Genomic DNA, 19,415 nt, shown 5'->3' on the forward strand with positions numbered 1-19,415 from the left:
GGTCATTCCTTAAATAAACAAGTTAGCTGACTTCACTTATTCTACGTTTGGAAGTTTATAACTTTTATAGGCGCCTAAAATTCCGAACAAGGAAAGAACTAAAACCACTCCTTCTGTGGAAATTATAGATGCTAAAGCACTAATTCCCCCTGTTACCAAGAGAATAAGGCCTATAATGGTATTACTTACTGATACATAGTCGGTACGTTTATTTCCTCCTGCCATGTCCACAATATAGGTCTTACGTCCCAGGCGTACTCCACTATGTGCTATTCCCAATAAAAAAAATGCCGTAGGATATAGCCAAGAGGCATTTCTTAGGAAGGGAACATAAGAGATTAGGAAGAACATTATTACTCCTAGCATGGAAGCAATTATGGCAGAAACCACCATTACATTCTTACTGGAAACATCGGCCATCCTTCCCCAGATAGGAGCACTTAATATGGAAGCTAGTCCATTTACCAAGATAAATAACCCCAATAAATAGCCTTCCTTTCCCAATATTTCTTGTGCAAGCAACACATAAAAGGGCGCGGTTAGCGCAGAACAAAGTAAAAGCGATCTTGCAATGATAAAGTTTCTGAAGTTTTTATCGCTGCGTACAATATTCAATCTTTCCATAGCTTCTTTCCATCCGTTTTTCCCTCCTGAAGTTTCTCCGGGAAACTCCCTGATCATGGCATAGATTATTGCAGCAATCAACCACATACTAGCTGCGAAAAATAGGGTGTAGCTATAAAAGGTAATGTCTGCGCCATTTTCGGATTGATACATTAAATAGAGTCCGGCCAACAATACCAAAATCCCAGAGGCGGAAGCGGTATATCCCTTTAGCTTCCCTCTTTTTTGTTTCGGAATGGTCTTTCCCAATACATCTTTGGAGGCAACAGAACACAGTCCCCTGGACAAACTGAAAAGGATTAGAAACAACATAATTATCCAACCGGCCTTGCTACCCGTAGTATAAAGTGTAACTAAACCAATAGCCGTTACACTAAGACATTGCAAAATACTACCCATCACATAGACCCACTTTCTTCTTTCTTTGGTTCTAATATAACTTGCAATCACAATCTGAGGAAGCATAGAACCCGATTCACGTACTGGTACAATAAAACTGATTAGATAAACCGGGGCATTCACATAGCTCATTACCCAAGTTAAGACCGTTTTGGGATTGCTTAGGGTATCACCAAGTTTGGTAAAGGTATTGCTGAGCATTATTAAAAAATAATTTTTGGGCGTGTATTGACAAGCTTCCTCATTGATCTCTTTACAAGATCGTGCATCCTCCTCGTTATTCAAGTAATCATATAAATCTTCGGTCCAACGCATTTTGTTCATTTGATAAGTAAAATGGTAAAGTAGCTATATTTTAAATTCGCCCTAAAATTAATGCATTTGACCCTTACCCGTACGGTAGAAACTTTAAATGCACATATAGACGCATTATTCAAGTAAATATGTTATGATATCTTTCTAGTAATCAATATATTAAACTAATCAAAGTTCAGATGAAAATTTTAATAGTTCTAATGGTTAGTATCATGTCTCAAGTAACCTCCATGCTTATCTTTGATTTTAAGAACACCAAGGATCTTTCAAATTGGGTTGTAGTAGATGATGGGGTTATGGGCGGATTGTCGCAGGGGTCAATAAAAATGAGTGCTGCGGGGAATGCAATTTTTACAGGTACGGTTCGCTTAGAAAATAATGGCGGATTCTCCTCTATGCGTTATGAGTTTACCTTAACGGAAGCTTCTAACTTTAAGGGGGTTAAACTTAGAATTAAGGGAGATGGAAAATCCTTTCAGTTCCGGATAAAGGAAAAAAGCTCCCAACGATATTCCTATATCCAAAACTTTATCACCTCTGGAGAATGGGAAACTATTACTATCCCTTTCTCTGAATTTTATCCGGGTTTTAGGGGAAACCGATTAGACATTCCTAAATATTCCGGAAAGGAAATGCAAGCGATTTCAATTTTAATCGGTAATAAAATTGAGGAGTCCTTCTCACTGGAAATTGAGAAAATATTGCTGTATGCCCACTAGCTGTTCTAAAAAGAGATTTAAATATAAAGTATTACCATCGCAAGGGGAATCCATGAACTAGACGCGGTTGTGATGCCATAGAATTAGTTTATTACAGGATAGAGTAAAGACCTTCTACCAATTTTAGAGGACCTTTATTGTAGTTTATATCTTGATTAATCCATTCAAATAATTCATTTTTCGGTAGTTATAATAAACAAAACTTCACAAAATACTTCTGCTAAACTTCATCGTACCCACCTTCAAATTCAGCGGTTTATGAATAGCGCCAGCAAATGAAGCGGTTGTAACCTATTTCTATTGGGAGAACCGTAGAATTATTGTAAATTCAGACAAATATCTATCGCTTATGAAACGTCATCCACTATTTTGGGCATTGTTCCTTGCCATTTTCACTGCTTGTAATTCCTCCGAAAAACAAAAAAAAGGCGATAATCCGACAGTAGTAAGGGAGGCTCCCAAGGTGGTTACAGCAGATATAGAAGAAGGAATTAAAGCGAATATTGCTAAAAAAGTGGCCGAAGGGGATGGCTATTTTCATATGTCTACAGAGGATAAGGAGTTACGCCTACAATTGGTACGTGTACATACGGAATATCTTTCTAATTTAGGTCCCCAGCGGCATTTTGCTTGTGTAGATCTAGCCGATATTAACGGGGATGTATACGATGTTGACTTCTTTTTGGACGGGGATCCGGGAAATATGTCAGTAACAGAAACCACCTTACACAAACTAAATGGAAAACCATTTTACAGTTGGAAACAGCGGGAGGATAAAACTTGGTACAGGGTTCCGGTGCAAGATGCCTCTCCAGATTTATTGGGTGTAAAGGAAGGTAAAGATCAATTTGAATTTCATTACGAAGTAACATTTCCAGAGATTAAGGAGGCTGCTAGAATATGGGTACCTATGCCCCAGACAGATCGCTTTCAAACGGTAAAATTGCTACGTATAGATACTCCAGTAGAACCCCAGCAATTGCGTGATAAACAGTACGACAACTCCGTGCTTTTTTTAGCCTTGTCCCCGGAGCATAGCGGAAAGACGATGAAAATAGTCTATGAGGTAGAAAGGCTAGAGAAAATGCCTTATGAAGAGAGTGCGTCTCCCTCTAGATATTTAAATCCAAGTTTATTGATGCCGGTGGGTGACCGATTCCAAATCTTGGCCGATTCTATTATTGGAAGCAAACGTACGGAGGGCAAAATAATGCAGGCCAGAGCATTGTACGACTATGTTATAGATAATATGCGTTATATGAAGTCGGGCACCTATGGTACTGGGGATGCCGTATATGCCTGTGACGCCCTTAGTGGAAATTGTACAGAGTTTCACTCCTTATTTATATCCTTGGCACGCTCTGCAGGAATTCCATCTAGATTTGCTGTAGGAGCTTCCATTCCATCAGATCGGGATGAAGGAGGAATAGACGGGTATCATTGTTGGGCAGAATTTTTTGCGGAAGGAAAATGGTGGCCTGTAGATATTAGTGAAGCTAATAAATACACAGCACTTGCCACCTACTACTTTGGCCGACACCCAGCCAATAGAATCGAATTCAGTAAGGGACGGGACCTTCTTTTGGAACCTGGACCTTCTTCTGGCCCCATTAATTTTTTGGCATATCCAGTTATGGAGATAGGCAATAGCCCCGCTTTCCCTAAAACGTTTTTCTCATTTTATAGGAAAGTGGTGCCAGATGCCACGGCCAAAACATTAAGCCTAAGATAATAAATCAGGATGGGGTTTTCCTAACCTTCTGGATGCTCTCCTTCCTCTTTGGTAGGATGATCTGTACTATCTTTTGCGGGATGCTCATCAGCTTTTTTGGCGGGGTGTTCGTCCTCCATGTGCTGCTCTTCACCTTCAGGGTGATCTGACTGCACTTCCGTGTTTTCCTTCTTCTTTTGGTCTCTGCAAGAGCTTAAGGATACTGCAGCAACAAAAGTGAATAAGAGCATTACCAAAAGGTAGGATTTAAATTTTTTTAACTGGCTCATAACATTTAAGTTTTAGTAATAAATTCTTCAGGTACCTCCTGAATTAAGCACTTAATTATGTTAAATATAGGGAATTTTAACAGATTCCGGGTAGAAGTGATGAATTAATAATAGTCTGACCTCGACTAGGGTACAGCACTTATTTTAATATTTTCCATATTATTCAAGTTAGCTCGGGCGGGGAGTATATCTTTGACTAAATTTAGTTCTTGTAAAAATAATCATTAGGTTGGTCAGATTAGTAGAACTTCCGTTTATCTAGATGCTCAATAGGGTTTGGTTGACGCTATGAAAATTGGATATCTTCCATGTCCTAAATTAGTAAGAGTATAAACTTAAGTTAGATTCCCTAGTTATCCTTTTAATGGGAAGAAGCGTGGGAACAACTAAGAGGGGAGGGAGCCTGTAACCTATGGGCAAGTTGGTAATTTAATAATTTAAAAAGTCCTCCCAGAAATTTAATATAAATAAGCAGTATGCTAATTAACCAAAAGACACAACAAGAAATTTTATCGAAATTAAATATACCTGCCTTGAACCCTATGCAGCTAGAAACGATTTCAGTAATTGATTCAACCGCTAACACGCTGTTATTATCTCCCACAGGAACAGGGAAAACAATCGCTTTTTTGTTGCCTTTATTAAAGGGTTTAAAGCCGGAAGCACAAGAGATCCAAGCCTTGATACTGGTTCCTTCTAGGGAGTTGGCCATACAATTGGAACAGGTAATCCGTTCCATGGGGTCTGGGTATAAGGTTAACGCAGTATATGGGGGAAGACCCATGTCTAAGGACAAGATAGAGTTAAAGCATCTCCCTGCAATATTAATTGGTACCCCAGGTAGGGTTTTAGACCATTTTGACGCCAATAGATTTTCCAAAAAATCTATTTCAACCCTTGCTTTAGACGAGTTTGACAAGTCGCTTGAAGATGGTTTTGAAGAGGAGATGAGAGCTATTATCAATCAATTGCCTCATATAGAAAAAAGAATATTAACATCTGCCACACAGGCAGTTAAAATCCCAGGTTTTGTAAACTTTGATAAGCCGAGCACAATAAACTATTTAACAGTAGGTACTCCCTCAAAATTATCAATTAGCACGGTAGTATCCCCAGACAAGGACAAATTACAAACCTTGGTAACTTTGCTACAACATATCGGAAATAAATCCGGAATAGTATTTTGTAATTTCAGGGATAGCATAGATTTGGTGAGTAGCTTTTTAAACCAACACAACATTGATCATGCTTGTTTTTCCGGTGGGTTAGAGCAAAAAGAACGGGAACGGACGCTTATAAAATTTAGAAACGGAACTGTTCAGTTACTAATTGCCACAGATTTAGCTGCTAGGGGATTGGATATTCCGGAGTTAGACTTTATTATCCACTATGAACTACCGGTGCATGAGGAAGAATTTACGCATAGGAATGGAAGAACAGCAAGGGTTAATTCCAAAGGAACAGCCTATGTGTTAAAGTGGAAAAACCAGTTGTTACCACTATTTATTAAAGCGTCCACCGGTATTGATATATCCAATAAGACTGCGTACATCCCTCCGTTTTGGGAAACGTTATTTATTTCTGGTGGGAGAAAGGATAAAATCTCCAAAGGGGATATTGCAGGTTTATTCCTTAAACGGGGAGGCTTGAAAAAAGAAGAATTGGGAACTATAGAATTAAAACAAGACTGTGCTTTTGTTGCTGTACCCGTATCTATGGCCAGGGAATTAGTGACAAAACTAAATAATACCCGATTAAAAAATAAAAAGGTACGTATCTCGGTTTTGTAATACGGTAGGGTAGGTAGATGCCTCCTAGCTTCACATACACCTTACCATCCGTACATTCACTAAAACAATATTTCAAAATATTTAAACAATACAACAAGCTTGAAAATCTATGATACCATTATCATTGGTGGGGGGCAGGCCGGACTTTCGGTGGCTTACTTTTTAAGAAGGAGCGGTCTAAACTATCTCATTTTGGACGATCAAGAAAAACCAGGAGGGGCTTGGTTGCAGACCTGGGAGCGTTTGGTGTTATTTTCTCCTACCCAATACAACTCATTATCTGGATGGCAAATGCCTATGGGAAAACGGGAATACCCCACTAGAAATGAGTTTATCAATTATCTTACGGCCTACGAGGAGCGCTATAAGTTTCCAGTAGAAAGACCTAATAAAGTGAGGTTGATTGAAAAGGAAGAAGGCACCTTTAAACTACATACCCAAAAAGGGCACTTTTATGCTAAAACGGTGGTAAGTGCAACCGGAACAGCCCAAAACCCATTAATCCCCCAGTATCCAGGACAGACTGATTTTAACGGACTGCAAATCCATTCAGTGGATTATAGAAATACGCAACCCTTTATAGGAAAAAAAGTTTTGGTGGTAGGAGGGGGAAATTCGGGAGCTCAAATATTGGCGGAAGTATCCAAGGTAGCAGAAACGAAATGGGTAAGCTTGCAACCGCCACATTTTCTTCCTGCAGATATTGATGGCCACCACCTATTTAACCAAGCCACCCATAGCTACCTTAACAAGGATACGGATACGTTTAGGCAACAAGTATCTCTAAGCGATATTGTTCAAGTAGAAAGCGTAAAAGACGGATTAAATAGAGGCGTTTACCAGTCGGTAAGACCATTTAAAGTTTTTTATAAAGAGGGAGTAGTATGGGAAAACGGGGAAAAAGAGAAATTTGATGCGGTCATCTGGTGCACTGGATTTAGACCATTCCTACCGCATTTAAAAGGATTAAATGTTATGGAAAATAATCGCGTAAGAACCCAAAAAACCCGCTCCGTAATAGAACCTAGCCTCTGGTTGGTTGGCTATGGCAATTGGACCGGCTTTGCCTCTGCTACCATTTATGGTGTGGGAAAAACAGCCAGGGACACGGCAAGGGAAATTGAAGCTTACTTAAAATCGGTTTGATGCTATAAGCCATAGGGAGCATCTTCTTACATGCTGTATAATACTACACATAAAAAAGATTCTATAAACATCTAGCATAACAAGGATTTTTCTGAATTATAAGTACTATTTCCTATATGTTACTTATCGAATAAAACCAAAACTGAGTAGGGTTTAATTACTCCTAGTTGTTTAGGGTGTAACACTACACTATAAACCTTATGGAAACTAAACCAACCAATTTCATCATATGGTCAATCGTATTAGTTACTTTAAACCTCTTTTACATAGGATGCTCAGAGAACCCTCAAGAAAAAGTAGGTTATGGTCAACTTAACATTCAATTAACGGATGCCCCGTTTCCCCATCATTTAGTATCTGAAGTTAATATAACCATTTTTAAGGTAGATGCCAGGTACAAGGAAGACAGTGGGAAAGGGGAGCAAATAATGGCTAAGGATCAAGTTGATAATTTTGTAATACTGATGACCGAGGAAATACCCATAAACTTGTTAGAGTTTACCAATGGTATTACCAAACCACTTGTAAATACTGAGGTGATGGCAGGCTATTATGATATGATCCGGGTATTTGTTGCCGGGGTTAAGGTGGTACTTACGGACGGTACAGTCTTCAATCTAGAAGTTCCCAACGGCATACATACCGGAATTAACGTAGCCGTTACACCTGGCTTAAGAATTAAGGACGGACTTACAGCTGATCTTTTACTGGATTTTGACCTAAAAAGTTCGTTTGTTCCTAAATATAATTCCAGGAACCTAGATAGCATTACAGGATTTAATTTTAATCCAGAAATAAAAGCAAGTAATAGAACTACTTCGGGCCCACTCATGGGGGTAATCACAGAAAACCGGAACGGAGTACAAGTAGGTGTTAGGGAAGCTAAAATATCGGTTTATGCTGCCGATACGATCCATGCTTCCACTAGTTCCGATGTAGGTGGTAGTTATATGATGATGGGCTTGGAGGCTAGCAATTACACCCTTAAAATTGAAAAAGAAGGATTTAGAACAACATCCACCCAAGAAGTTATAATAAACCCAGCCAACATAACGGTAAAAGATTTGGAGCTAGGTTCGGAGTAAATGCAACATATGAATTTCATTTATTTGAAAGATTCTAAAGAACTTATGACGCCTCTGGTCCCCGTAGTAGTTTTGATACTATCTATAATAATTAGATGCAAATAAACCGCCAATATTTAGTGGTTGAAAAGCGAATCTGAATTATTTTAAAAAAACTTAAAATAAAAGCTTGTTTATTGAAAAAATCGCATCACCTTTGCACTATAATTTAATAAATATTAAGATGAATAAAGGAACAGTAAAATTTTTCAATGACACTAAAGGATTTGGATTTATCACTGAAGAAGGAGTTGAAAAAGATCACTTTGTACACATCTCAGGATTAATTGACGAAGTACGCGAAGGCGACGAAGTTGAGTTTGATCTTCAAGAGGGTAACAAAGGCTTAAACGCAGTAAACGTAAAAGTTATCTAATACATATACTTCAAGTTTTATAAAGCCCATCTATTTATTTAGATGGGCTTTTTTACTATGGGGTAAGTCAACTTACCTAGATCACAGTAGGAGGGGAGTGAACCCCAAAAGAGGATCACTTATGCTAATATTTAGCTTTAGCCTTTATATTTTTTACTCAGCCTCGTTAATTCGTTTAAAGAATATAACCATTTACTAAAATTATGGCACTAGTAGCCAATGCTTGAAAACGGGCAAAGATTCAGCCAGACTTAATCTTTGAGGTTTACTTCCTATTTGACATAATAATAGATGCGTATCTAGAATGTGTTGATACAAAGGAGAGTGCTAAAAAAGGATACAGATGTTTTTCTTCTTTATATGAAAAACACAGAAAAGAATAGAAGAGTTACATTAATTTTGTATTTCGTATATTTTACATAAAATCAGAAACTTGTTAGAGAAAAGACAACAATTACCCCAAGAACAATTTACGGATGCAGAGTATTTCATTTATTGTTTAGAAGGGGTTCATGAAATAGAAACAGACAAGGTTACCGAAGCCCAAAAAAACTTGGAACAATTGGCCATGAAATATGGAATAGCTAGTATATATAAAACATGCGACACCATAGAAGGGCTGGAAGATAGCTTAAATGCACTAATTCTGGATGATCATAATTTTAAAGACTATGAAATAATCTACTTGGTTATAACAGGTGAATCAAATAGTATTTGTTTAAATGACTACTATTATAGTTTACAGGAAATTGCAGAAATTTTTGAAGGAAGGTTAAAAGGAAAGATTTTACATTTTTCAAATGCAAAAATTCTAGATTTAGACGAAGAGGAATCACAATATTTTTTAGATATCACAGGCGCAAAAGGTGTTTCTGGCTATGGAAATGAATTTAATGGAATAAGCAGCTCAAATCTTGATATAGCATTCTTTAACTTATTTAAAGAAGATGACAATATGTTGGATGTTGTAGAAGAATTGCATCAAAGACATTACAATATCTGCAAATTACTTGATTTTAGATTATATTATTAAACGTTTAAAGCGACTGATATATAAATAGAATATAAAAAGCTAACTATTATTTTGGCGCCCGCTAGAATGTTGTTTTAATGTACGAGCAGGATGTCGATCTTTGGATAATTTCTTTCTGAGGATAAATTTATCCTATTAATTGCCATCAAAATAATCTCATTCAAAATCCTAAATTTTATAGATCCTCCAAATTTTTGCCTTCCTGAGAATCGCGTATTTGAAAAATTATGGGCGTTGGTACGGAATAAGAGAATTATGAGCAGCGTCTTATTTAAGGATTCTTAAAAGATCTGAGGTGATGTTTCATGGAATTATAGCTAACACGTGTTAAATAAAATTATCCGGCGGATGATTTTATTTGACGGCGAGACGGCGTGCTGGCAAAAGAACATTCTAGTAAAACGGCTTTTACATACGCGATAAAAATTGATGACCCTGTGGGTGATTAATTTTTTCGGCGGGTTGATGCCGTTGGCCTAGTATACAAAATGTTTAATGGAAACGAACACTCTAGTAAAACGGCTTTTACATAATGGCTGACGATATAGAACACTGGCGTGTCACTATATCTGCAATTATGTAAAATGCAAGCATACGCCGTTTTACGCCATAAACATATTTGCACTATAATTTACATTATGTTAAATAGAGTTGATTATTACCTTCTAGCTACATTGTCCGCCGCTTCATCTCGCCGCCCCTTAAAATTATCCATAGGATAATCTTAATGGATTGCGTATGTAAAATAGAAAATGAACAAAACAGCTAACTACCTTATTTCCAAGATTGGTAACCGCATCGTTTCGCCGACTCCAGTACACGTACATGATTTGCGTTAATAATTCTTTTTTCTCAACTAATCCGGGGAATTCATTAAGAGTAGCTTTACTTCATTAATTAACGTAAAACCCCAATTATGAGAAAGATTCTTTATTTATTTATGACAGCTACGGCAATTTTTGCCACAAGTTGTAGCAACGATGATGACGTTATCCCAGAGGATTTTAATGGTGATAACAAAGTATACCAATTAGAAGCCCGTTCTAATTCTTCTATCACCGGGACCGCAACTGTAGTTGAAAACTCAGATGGTACCGCTACTATTAACCTAAAGCTTAATGGTACTACTTCTGGTAGCCACCCAGCACATATCCATGCTAATTCTGCTGCGGAAGGCGGAGATATTATTGTAGATCTAAATCCAGTAGATGGAGCTACAGGAGAAAGTTCTACCACAGTTTCTACCAGGAAGGATGGTAGTAACATAACTTTTGCCCAGATTTTGGAACTAGACGCCTATATAAACGTGCATCAAAGCTCTAGCGATTTGGGTACACTTATCGCCCAAGGTGACATTGGTATTAACGAGCTTTCTGGTGAGTCCAAGGAATATGAAATAGACGGCGGGGATGATTCCGATATTGAAGGGACTGCTACCCTACGTAAGCGAGTCAGCGGAGCAGCTCTTTTAGAAATTAACCTGGAAGGTACTCCCGAAGGTGGTGAACATCCTGCGCATATTCACGTCAATTCTGCTGCTGAAGGTGGTGATATTGCTATCTCCCTTAGTTCCGTAAATGGTGACGATGGGAAAAGTTATACCCATATTGAAGCTTCAAATGATGGTACCGCGCTTACCTATGAGGATTTGTTGGAGTTTGACGGTTATATAAACGTTCATTTATCTGCCGAAGAACTTGGGGTGATTGTAGCTCAAGGTGATATAGGTGTTAACGAGCTTTCTGGTGAATCCAAGGAATACGATCTTAATAGCGTGGCATCACCTTCTATTAAAGGATCTGCCACCTTCTATAAGCGTGTTAGTGGTGCTACCCTTTTAGAGATTGAATTGGAAGGTACTCCTAATGCTGGTGAGCATCCTGCACATATCCATGTCAATACAGCCGCAGAAAGTGGCGATATTGCTATCTCCCTTAATTCCGTAAATGGTACAAACGGGAAAAGTTATACCCATATTGAAGCCTCAGATGACGGTACCGCGCTTACCTATGAGGACTTGTTGGAATTTGACGGCTATATTAACGTACACTTATCGGCCGAAGAACTTGGGGTGATTGTAGCTCAAGGTGATATAGGAACTAATGCACTAACCGGAGAATCTAAGGAATATGCTCTTAACAGCGTAGCCCTTCCCTCTATTAATGGTACCGCTACTTTTCACCAACGCGTAAGCGGGGCTGCCCTTTTGGAGATCGCATTAGAAGGAACTCCCATAGAAGGGGTGCACCCTGCCCATATCCATGCCAATACGGCCGCCGAAGGTGGTGATATTGCCATCTCCCTAGCCTCTGTAATTGGAGAAACTGGGAAAAGCTGGACTCATATAGAGGCTTCCGATGACGGTACGGCCCTTACCTATGAAGAGTTGTTGGAGTACGACGGGTATATAAACGTACACTTATCGGCCGAAGAACTTGGGGTGATTGTAGCTCAAGGTGATATTGGTGCAAATGCTCTTACTGGGAATAAAAAATCCTACGACTTGGCAAGCGTAAGCAATACTGCTATTTCTGGGACCGCTACCTTTTATGAAAGGGTTAATAAGGAAACCTTGGTTACCTTGGAGTTAACTGGTACCACTACTGGTGCAGTTCACCCGGCGCATATCCATATGGGAAGTGTTGCCGATGCTCCAGGAGCAATTATGGTTACCTTAAACTCTGTTGTAGGAGAAACAGGAGTGAGCCATACAAATGTAACCCAACTTAATGGAGGTGATGCTTTGGATTACGAAGCAATGTTAGCCATAGATGGGTATATAAATGTGCACTTAAGTACCGACGATCTGGGAACTATAATAGCCCAAGGAAATGTGGGTGTAAATGTAGAATAAGTCCCCTCCCTCCCATTAATTAATGAGCCTTGAATCCAGCTGGATTCAAGGCTCACTTTTTTTATAACTAATCAATACTCGTTACTATGAAGAACTTGGTTATCCCTGTACCCCTCTTAATACCTTAATTGCTTGGTGTAATCGTCAAACAGTTTTTTAAGCTCCATAAAAGAATAGATCTGTTCCTTTGTTTTATGAATTTGTTGAATTTTTAATGCTTTTTTCTTTTGCAAATTAGCCAATAACTCAGCATTCCCTTTTTTTAAATTACTCAAACTGGTTCTTATAGTCTCCAGTTTAGTAAATAGGCTATACGTATTTGGTTCATATATATAAGAGGAAAACTGCCTTTCCATTTCCTGTAAGGCCTTATAGTTCTTTTCCAGTTTTTTAATACAGTAGTTTTTTGTGTATCTAGTGGATAGGTTTATGTAGGTAGCCTGCGTCGTTTTCATAGGGAAGAATATTGAAGTTAAACATGATTCATATTCATAAGGATAAACCATTACAAATGCTATATAATATACGATAAAAATTTCATTACCATGAGTTCACACCGCCTTTTAACATTCATTTTGAAAATTCACAATTACAAACATTGTCACCATTAACCCCCTAAAAATTAACCATTCAATTCTAAAAACCGTGATTTTTGTCACTCACCCCCTATTTTTTATCCCATTTTGGTATTTAATATGATTTTTAAGAATTGAGGCAATTACACAAAATCCCATGTTTTTGGTACCCTCTTCCCTTGCTATGCTTAGTGGGCATAGAGAGAATTTTGGTTAAATAAATAAAAAAACCCGAGGCAATGCTCGGGTTATAAATTCGCTTACATTTTGAATTTACCAGCTTACATCCTTGGTATCTCCATTGGGGAAAATAATGGTGCCTGCTTGGTCACATTCTCCCGTTCCAAAGTCTAAAGAAGCTTTCAATCCGTGTACCTCCAAGGCAACTACACCACTTATAATGTAGGGGCAGTGCAATTTCCCTCCTAACGGGGAAGTAACCTCAAATTGATAAGTAATGTCTTTATGCATAATGTCCCATGCTCCCACACAGGTAAAATCTGGCTCCTCTGTGTTAAAATTATCCATATGCCAGGTAAATATCTTACTTCCTTTATGTGTAGTAACCACTTCGTCTTGGTCTACAAAGGCCATATCGGTATCTATAGTGATAGTAGGTTTTCTAGGTTCAGAAAAATCAAATACCATACTTTTGGTACCTTCCAATACATAATTATTATAGGTAAAGGCCTTAAAGCTAATGGCGAAACGCCCCGTAGTTCCTTCCTCATCACCTTCCATGGCGGTGAGTATTATACTGCCATTAAGGGTCTTGCCGTCAATAACACATTGATCGTAGACTACAGAAATGTTGTTTTCGGTAAAAGTAATACTAACACATTCGGAACTGGTTTTATTAGTAGACCCAGATTTGTTGTTAATCAATAGTTGGGCAAGCATTTCATCTAACCCTTCGGTAGTTTCATTTACTTTCATTTGAGCCTGTACCTCCTGGGAAGATAGACTTTCATTATTTGGGTCGTTCATAGCATCTTTGCTACAACCAATAAATAAGAGTATCCCTAATCCCAGAAGTAAACTAGAATATTTTTTCATTGCTTTTTGGTTTTATACTTCTTTAAACGTGTGAAAATAAAATGAATTATAAATCTTCTGTCAAAAACTAAAGATATTCGACCTAATGCGTTATTTTGTCCGATTATACCTGCAAAACAATTCGCTATACTTGGTTCTTTTGTAGGCATCCCTGGTACAAATAGAGTAATTCCTACTTGGGTTTACGGAGTGCCAGTTATCCCCTAGCCTACGCTCCATTTATTCAATAAAAGTGACGGGCTATAAATGTTAGTCGAGTTGAATTTCAAAATTATTATAAGCCTCTTTACTATATGACAGCTTTTGGGTGCTGGGCGACAGGGCAAAATGCGGAGAAAAGGTGCGCATAATCACTGTTTTTCCATCGGGCAAAAATTCCATAATTCGCAGCCATCCATCTCCGCCGTTCCCATGCCATCCTCCGCCCATCGCTTGGGCATTAAAGGTAATCTGATTCACCTTTTTTCCAGCTGCATTCCTATCCAACCTGTAGGCGGTATGAGCCTTAAAATCATCCACCGCTCCAATATGTCCAGAAAAAACCATTTGCACATTCTTGGAAGGTGCTACCAATTTTTTCCAAATAGCTTTTCCATAATTTCCATCCTGTATAGGATAGTTTTCTTTTTCTATATGTTGGTGTTCTGCATTTAAATAGGAATGGGTTAATACCACTGCAGTATGCTCTTGAAAGCGATCTTGTGCAAGCACTTCCTTAGCCCATCCCAAGATGGTATCACGAGGGGCAAATTCTAAGTTCAAAAACAAAAATTTACGATTGTGTGGAGAAACAAACTCGTAGGCAGCATTCTCCACGGAAGGCATTTCATCCTTGTTTTTGCCAACCACCCTTAGGGCTTTCTCATTTAATAAATTTCTATGGGCTGGGAAATATTTGTTATAGTTAGTATTTCTATTTTCCACATTTTTATATCCGTAATCGTGATTTCCAGCAGCTAAAATATAAGGAACTCTCCCATCTAGGTTTTCAAAGGCTCGGGATATCGCCCGCCATTGGTCCCTACTTGGAAGGTTCCCATTTTTTCCATCGGGAACCAGTAATTCATTTTGCTCTACAAGGTCGCCCGTACACAAGACCATTTTAATATTTAGTTCATCAATATTTTCACTTATCCACCCAGTCATGCTCTCCAAAATTCCATGGTTTCTTTTAAATTTCACATACGTTTGGGTATCTGGAAGTAAAATAATGGACCAGGAGTCTGGATGTGACAATTTTGGAGGAGCGTAGGATTCTTGCCCTAGGGCAGATTGAAAAACAAAGAGTATTGCCAAAAACAGCAGGGAACCGGAGTGAATTAACTTCATTATTTTCATCGATTAAGTGAGGATTATTATAAAAGTATCTAAACATACAATTTTTTGCAATTACAACATTCCTAACACAGCGGAAGCTTGTTCCCAACCAACCCTTTGTAAATGATAATGGGGTAGCAACTCCTATAAATTAAATCCCCTCTTTTATTAGGGCTATAAGCTTATATAATTTATATTTTTGTCCACTTGTCCATTTCTAAACTTTATATGATGTCTATTACCCCATCCAAGGACGTTTTGCATTCCCATTTAAAAAAATATTTTGGTTTCGACCATTTTAGAAGCCAGCAAGAAGCCATAATAACCACTCTTTTGGAAAAGCGTGATTGCTTGGTGATTATGCCCACAGGTGGGGGTAAATCCATCTGTTTCCAATTGCCTTCCTTGTTATTTGAAGGTGCTACTTTAGTAATTTCACCTTTAATAGCACTTATGAAAGACCAGGTAGATGGATTGCGTGCCAATGGTATTCCTGCCGCCTTTTTCAATAGTAGCCAATCTGCCGAAGAGCAGCAGAAAATTTTAGATCAGGTAGCTAAAAAAGAATTGAAATTGCTGTATGTGGCTCCAGAAAGTTTAGCCGGACTCTCCCCTGTTCTTAATCAGTCCTATATCAGTGCCATTGCAGTAGATGAAGCACACTGTATTTCTTCTTGGGGACACGATTTTAGACCGTCTTACCAACAGTTGGGTTTTTTAAAGAAGAGCTTGCCAGAAACCCCGATTATAGCGCTGACTGCTACGGCAGACAAGGCAACTCGACAAGATATTTTGGAACAACTTAGTATTCCAGAGGCCCAACAATTCCTTTCTTCCTTCGACCGAAAAAATATATCCCTAGAGGTACGGGCAGCACACGATAGGGTGTCTAATATATTGCGTTTTATACAAAGGCGTCCTAACCAATCTGGGATTATCTATTGTTTAAGCAGAAAATCGACAGAAAACTTAGTTGCTAAATTGAAGAATAGTGGCATAAAGGCCAGTGCTTATCACGCGGGACTCGATTTTGATAGTAGAAACAAGGTGCAGGAAGACTTTATTTTTGATAAGGTACAGGTGGTATGTGCTACCATAGCCTTTGGGATGGGAATAGACAAATCTAATGTGAGATGGGTAATACACTATAATATGCCTAAAAATATTGAAGGCTATTACCAGGAAATTGGTAGGTCTGGGAGGGACGGATTACCGGCGCACGCCCTACTTTTCCATAGCTATGCCGACGTGATACAGCTTCGAAAATTTGCCGAAGGGGCCAGCAATGAAGAGGTTCAGATAGCGAAGTTAGAACGAATGAAACAGTTTTCGGAAGCACCTACCTGTAGAAGAAAAATTTTGCTAAGCTACTTTGGTGAATTTTTACAAGAAGATTGTGGCAATTGTGATGTCTGTGAAAATCCACCTCAGTTCTTTGACGGTACTATTCTGGGCCAAAAAATATTATCTACCATTGCACGCTTAAAACAATCAGAGCCTACGGGTACTATCATTGACGTATTGCGGGGAGCACAAAATGCAGCCATCTTGGACAAGAATTATCATCTACTAAGCACTTTTGGAATTGGTAAGGATATTTCATGGAATCATTGGCAGCATTATATTATTCAAGTGATTAATCAGGGATTTGCCGAAATAGCCTTTCATCAAAACAATGCGCTGCGACTAACTTCTTTCTCCAAGCCAATATTATTTGGTAAGGCTAAATTACAACTTAGCAAACCCATGGAGAAAGAAGCTAGAACAGTAATTGATAGAACCAAAAAAGCTAAACCAATTGGGGAGAACTCCTTGTTTGAGCGTTTGCGAAAATTGAGGTTTCAAATTTCCTTGGAGGAAAATATTCCAGCCTACCTGGTATTTAACGATGCTACTTTAAAGGAAATGGAGGCAGAACGCCCTAGCTCGGAAGAAGAGTTTAAACAGATTAATGGGGTGGGCCAACGAAAACTGGAAGTGTATGGGGATCTCTTTCTTCAGGAAATAAGGGATTTCCAAGCTGAGAAGACCAAAAAGAAGCAGCGTAAATCCAATACCGTGAACGAGACTTTTGAGTTGTATAAACAAGGGAAAAGTATCGCAGAAATTTCAAAAATCAGAAAATTGAAGTCGACCACTATATTTTCTCACCTTGCAAAATTATATACCGATGGGAAGGAGGTAGACATCTACCAGTTTGTGGATAAGGAGGAAGTAAAAAAAGTGGCCAAGGCAAAAAAAGATTTGGAAAGTCCGGATGCCTTAAAGCCTTATTATGAATATTTTGAGGAGAAAATGGAGTATTCCACCATCCGATTGGCTCTAAGCGTAATAGAGAAGGAAAAGTTAGGATAATGGCCACAATGAACTCCCCTGATTAAGGTGATTACAATTAGCAATTAACAGAAATCGGTCAACGCTAATCAGGGAAGTTCATACACAATACTAACTACTTAATACGTTGTACTATATACTCTTTCCCCCCATCCTTAGATATTCCTCATAGGTGTCCACATCGGCAGTCTTCCCCTTGGGGTCTAGGCTTAGGAGTTTGTTTTTATTAAGTCTAATAATGTCCTTTGCCCCATGTTCGGAATTTAATTGTTGTAGTTCTAGAAAATGTGAGGCTCCAAAAATGGCAGGAACGCCATTTCCCTGTTTGTATTTGGTAGCTATTATACTAAAGTCCGAATAATAAAATTCGGTAATCATTTGGTTTAGATAGGACGCATCAATCAATGGTTGGTCTGCTAACATCACTAAAACTCCATCATAATCCTCCGATTGTGTCAAAATAGCTTTGGTGGCATGCGATATGGAACTGCCCAATCCAGATTCCCAGTCCTTATTATAAATAAGGTCTTTTTCCTTTAGTCCGATGCTTTTTTTAATGACATCGGCATACGCGCCCAACACTACAAACACCTCGCATGCATCGGAAGCTTTGGCATTTTTAATGGCGTTTCCTATTAAGGTAGTCGTCCCCCAAGGCAAGAGCTGTTTTGTCCTTCCCATACGGGAGGATGCCCCGGCAGCCATAATCATTATAGCAATTTTGGATTTATCCTGTTCCATTAGTCGTGAATCCCTGTTTTTTTATCCTTTAAAGGAATCGGATCTTGTTTTCTTTTCACCGACAATATTTCGGCGATTATAGCAACTGCTATTTCTTGGGGTGTTTCTGCCCCTAAATTGAGTCCGGCCGGACCGTGGATACTATCCAAAAACTCAAAAGAAAGTTCGGGACTGCGCTCCAATAATTCGTTAAAAAGCTTCTCCCTACGGCTATGTGGTCCTAAAAGGCCAAGATATATGGGCTGTGTCTCTTTTAAGACCATAAGATAGTTTAGGTCCTTGGAGTAGCTATGGTTCATTAAAACAATTGCGGTGCGGTCATCAATACTATGGATGGGAAATTGTTCGGGGACTATTCCTAAAAATTCATGAGCACCCTTAAAATCAAGAATATTCTTTTCTTCAGCGGGAGGAGCAATTATAGTGACTTCCCAACCAATTTGAGAGGCCAAGGCATTTAGCTGCACGGCATCGTGCTCTGCACCAATAATAAAAAGCTTAAAACAGGGTTCCATTTCCTGTTTAAATAATTCCAATCCCTCCCCTGGTTCAAAATTAGGATGCATTGGCAGCACCGTATCCCCAAAATCTATCGTAGAGCCAAACTGCTTATTGGAAGCTTCCTTCTTCTCAAAATAGGAGGTTACCTTAATTCCTCGACGTTGTTTTAGGATTCCTGTAAAGGCTTCTAAATATTTTAGGTCAGGGCGAAAAGGTTCCAATAAAATATAAAGAACCCCTTCACATCCCAGTCGATATCGGCCATCATACGTCATAATTTTGGCCGTATGATCGTTAAACACCGATTGTGCCTGTCTTACCACCTCCTTTTCTACACACCCACCACTAACAGCCCCTACCATATGGCCATCTTGTAGAATTAACATTCTAACCCCTGGTCTGCGGTAAGAAGAACCGTCTAAGGCCACTACCGTTGCCAATACGCACTCTTGCCCCTTTAAAGTGGCTTGCTGATACTCCTTAATAATATTTTTGAGTTCGTGTGTCATA

16 protein-coding genes are annotated in these 19,415 nt (G+C 38.7%); 9 read left to right on the forward strand and 7 right to left on the reverse strand.

Annotation, left to right across the window (positions count from 1 at the left end; genetic code table 11):
- Nucleotides 1–36: 36 nt before the first annotated feature.
- Nucleotides 37–1,338 carry an MFS transporter gene (locus BV214_RS06835; RefSeq protein ID WP_217868658.1) on the reverse strand — a complete coding sequence of 434 codons (1,302 nt, stop codon included), beginning with the start codon at nucleotides 1,336–1,338 and terminating at the stop codon, nucleotides 37–39.
- Between the two features lie 179 nt (nucleotides 1,339–1,517).
- Here BV214_RS06835 and BV214_RS06840 point away from each other — a divergent pair, with 179 nt between their 5' ends.
- Complete coding sequence (locus BV214_RS06840; protein ID WP_245806759.1) at nucleotides 1,518–2,057, forward strand: CIA30 family protein; 540 nt, start codon at nucleotides 1,518–1,520, stop codon at nucleotides 2,055–2,057.
- A gap of 349 nt (nucleotides 2,058–2,406) precedes the next feature.
- A complete protein-coding gene (locus BV214_RS06845) occupies nucleotides 2,407–3,789 on the forward strand; it encodes a transglutaminase-like domain-containing protein (protein WP_086476751.1) in 1,383 nt (460 codons plus the stop codon).
- Between the two features lie 20 nt (nucleotides 3,790–3,809).
- Here the strand turns inward: BV214_RS06845 and BV214_RS06850 are convergent, their stop codons facing one another.
- Nucleotides 3,810–4,058, reverse strand: coding sequence for a hypothetical protein (locus BV214_RS06850; protein ID WP_086476752.1), 249 nt, complete (start codon nucleotides 4,056–4,058; stop codon nucleotides 3,810–3,812).
- 476 nt (nucleotides 4,059–4,534) lie between these two features.
- Here BV214_RS06850 and BV214_RS06855 point away from each other — a divergent pair, with 476 nt between their 5' ends.
- The 6 genes from BV214_RS06855 (at nucleotide 4,535) to BV214_RS06880 (ending at nucleotide 12,381) form a co-directional block, all read left to right on the forward strand.
- Nucleotides 4,535–5,848, forward strand: a complete 1,314-nt coding sequence (locus BV214_RS06855) for a DEAD/DEAH box helicase (RefSeq protein ID WP_086476753.1) — start codon at nucleotides 4,535–4,537, stop codon at nucleotides 5,846–5,848.
- Between the two features lie 99 nt (nucleotides 5,849–5,947).
- On the forward strand, nucleotides 5,948–6,994 hold the full coding sequence (locus BV214_RS06860; protein WP_086476754.1) for an ArsO family NAD(P)H-dependent flavin-containing monooxygenase: 1,047 nt from the start codon (nucleotides 5,948–5,950) through the stop codon (nucleotides 6,992–6,994).
- A gap of 200 nt (nucleotides 6,995–7,194) precedes the next feature.
- On the forward strand, nucleotides 7,195–8,079 hold the full coding sequence (locus tag BV214_RS06865; protein ID WP_086476755.1) for a DUF4382 domain-containing protein: 885 nt from the start codon (nucleotides 7,195–7,197) through the stop codon (nucleotides 8,077–8,079).
- A 223-nt stretch (nucleotides 8,080–8,302) separates the two neighbouring features.
- On the forward strand, nucleotides 8,303–8,494 hold the full coding sequence (locus tag BV214_RS06870) for a cold-shock protein (RefSeq protein WP_026814272.1): 192 nt from the start codon (nucleotides 8,303–8,305) through the stop codon (nucleotides 8,492–8,494).
- 433 nt (nucleotides 8,495–8,927) lie between these two features.
- A complete protein-coding gene (locus BV214_RS06875; RefSeq protein WP_086476756.1) occupies nucleotides 8,928–9,527 on the forward strand; it encodes a DUF6642 family protein in 600 nt (199 codons plus the stop codon).
- A 916-nt stretch (nucleotides 9,528–10,443) separates the two neighbouring features.
- Nucleotides 10,444–12,381, forward strand: coding sequence for a CHRD domain-containing protein (locus BV214_RS06880; protein WP_140157734.1), 1,938 nt, complete (start codon nucleotides 10,444–10,446; stop codon nucleotides 12,379–12,381).
- A gap of 116 nt (nucleotides 12,382–12,497) precedes the next feature.
- Here the strand turns inward: BV214_RS06880 and BV214_RS06885 are convergent, their stop codons facing one another.
- From BV214_RS06885 to BV214_RS06895, 3 genes are all read right to left on the reverse strand, one after another.
- Nucleotides 12,498–12,836 (reverse strand): hypothetical protein, encoded by a 339-nt coding sequence (locus BV214_RS06885; protein WP_086476757.1) that lies wholly within the window; start codon nucleotides 12,834–12,836, stop codon nucleotides 12,498–12,500.
- Nucleotides 12,837–13,229: 393 nt separating this feature from the next.
- Nucleotides 13,230–14,012: a hypothetical protein gene (locus BV214_RS06890; RefSeq protein ID WP_086476758.1), complete on the reverse strand. Its 783-nt coding sequence runs from the start codon at nucleotides 14,010–14,012 to the stop codon at nucleotides 13,230–13,232.
- Between the two features lie 249 nt (nucleotides 14,013–14,261).
- On the reverse strand, nucleotides 14,262–15,341 hold the full coding sequence (locus BV214_RS06895) for a metallophosphoesterase (RefSeq protein WP_086476859.1): 1,080 nt from the start codon (nucleotides 15,339–15,341) through the stop codon (nucleotides 14,262–14,264).
- 219 nt (nucleotides 15,342–15,560) lie between these two features.
- On the opposite strand from BV214_RS06895, the gene recQ reads away from it, so the two are divergent.
- Nucleotides 15,561–17,684, forward strand: a complete 2,124-nt coding sequence (recQ, locus tag BV214_RS06900) for a DNA helicase RecQ (protein WP_086476759.1) — start codon at nucleotides 15,561–15,563, stop codon at nucleotides 17,682–17,684.
- 111 nt (nucleotides 17,685–17,795) lie between these two features.
- Here the strand turns inward: recQ and BV214_RS06905 are convergent, their stop codons facing one another.
- A complete protein-coding gene (locus tag BV214_RS06905; RefSeq protein WP_086476760.1) occupies nucleotides 17,796–18,404 on the reverse strand; it encodes a nucleotidyltransferase family protein in 609 nt (202 codons plus the stop codon).
- Nucleotides 18,404–19,414 (reverse strand): XdhC family protein, encoded by a 1,011-nt coding sequence (locus BV214_RS06910; RefSeq protein ID WP_086476761.1) that lies wholly within the window; start codon nucleotides 19,412–19,414, stop codon nucleotides 18,404–18,406. Before BV214_RS06910 ends, BV214_RS06905 begins: the two co-directional genes overlap by 1 nt.
- Between the last annotated feature and the right edge of the window lies 1 nt (nucleotide 19,415).

The sequence above is a fragment of the Arenibacter amylolyticus genome, assembly GCF_002150785.1.
Classification (GTDB): domain Bacteria; phylum Bacteroidota; class Bacteroidia; order Flavobacteriales; family Flavobacteriaceae; genus Arenibacter; species Arenibacter amylolyticus.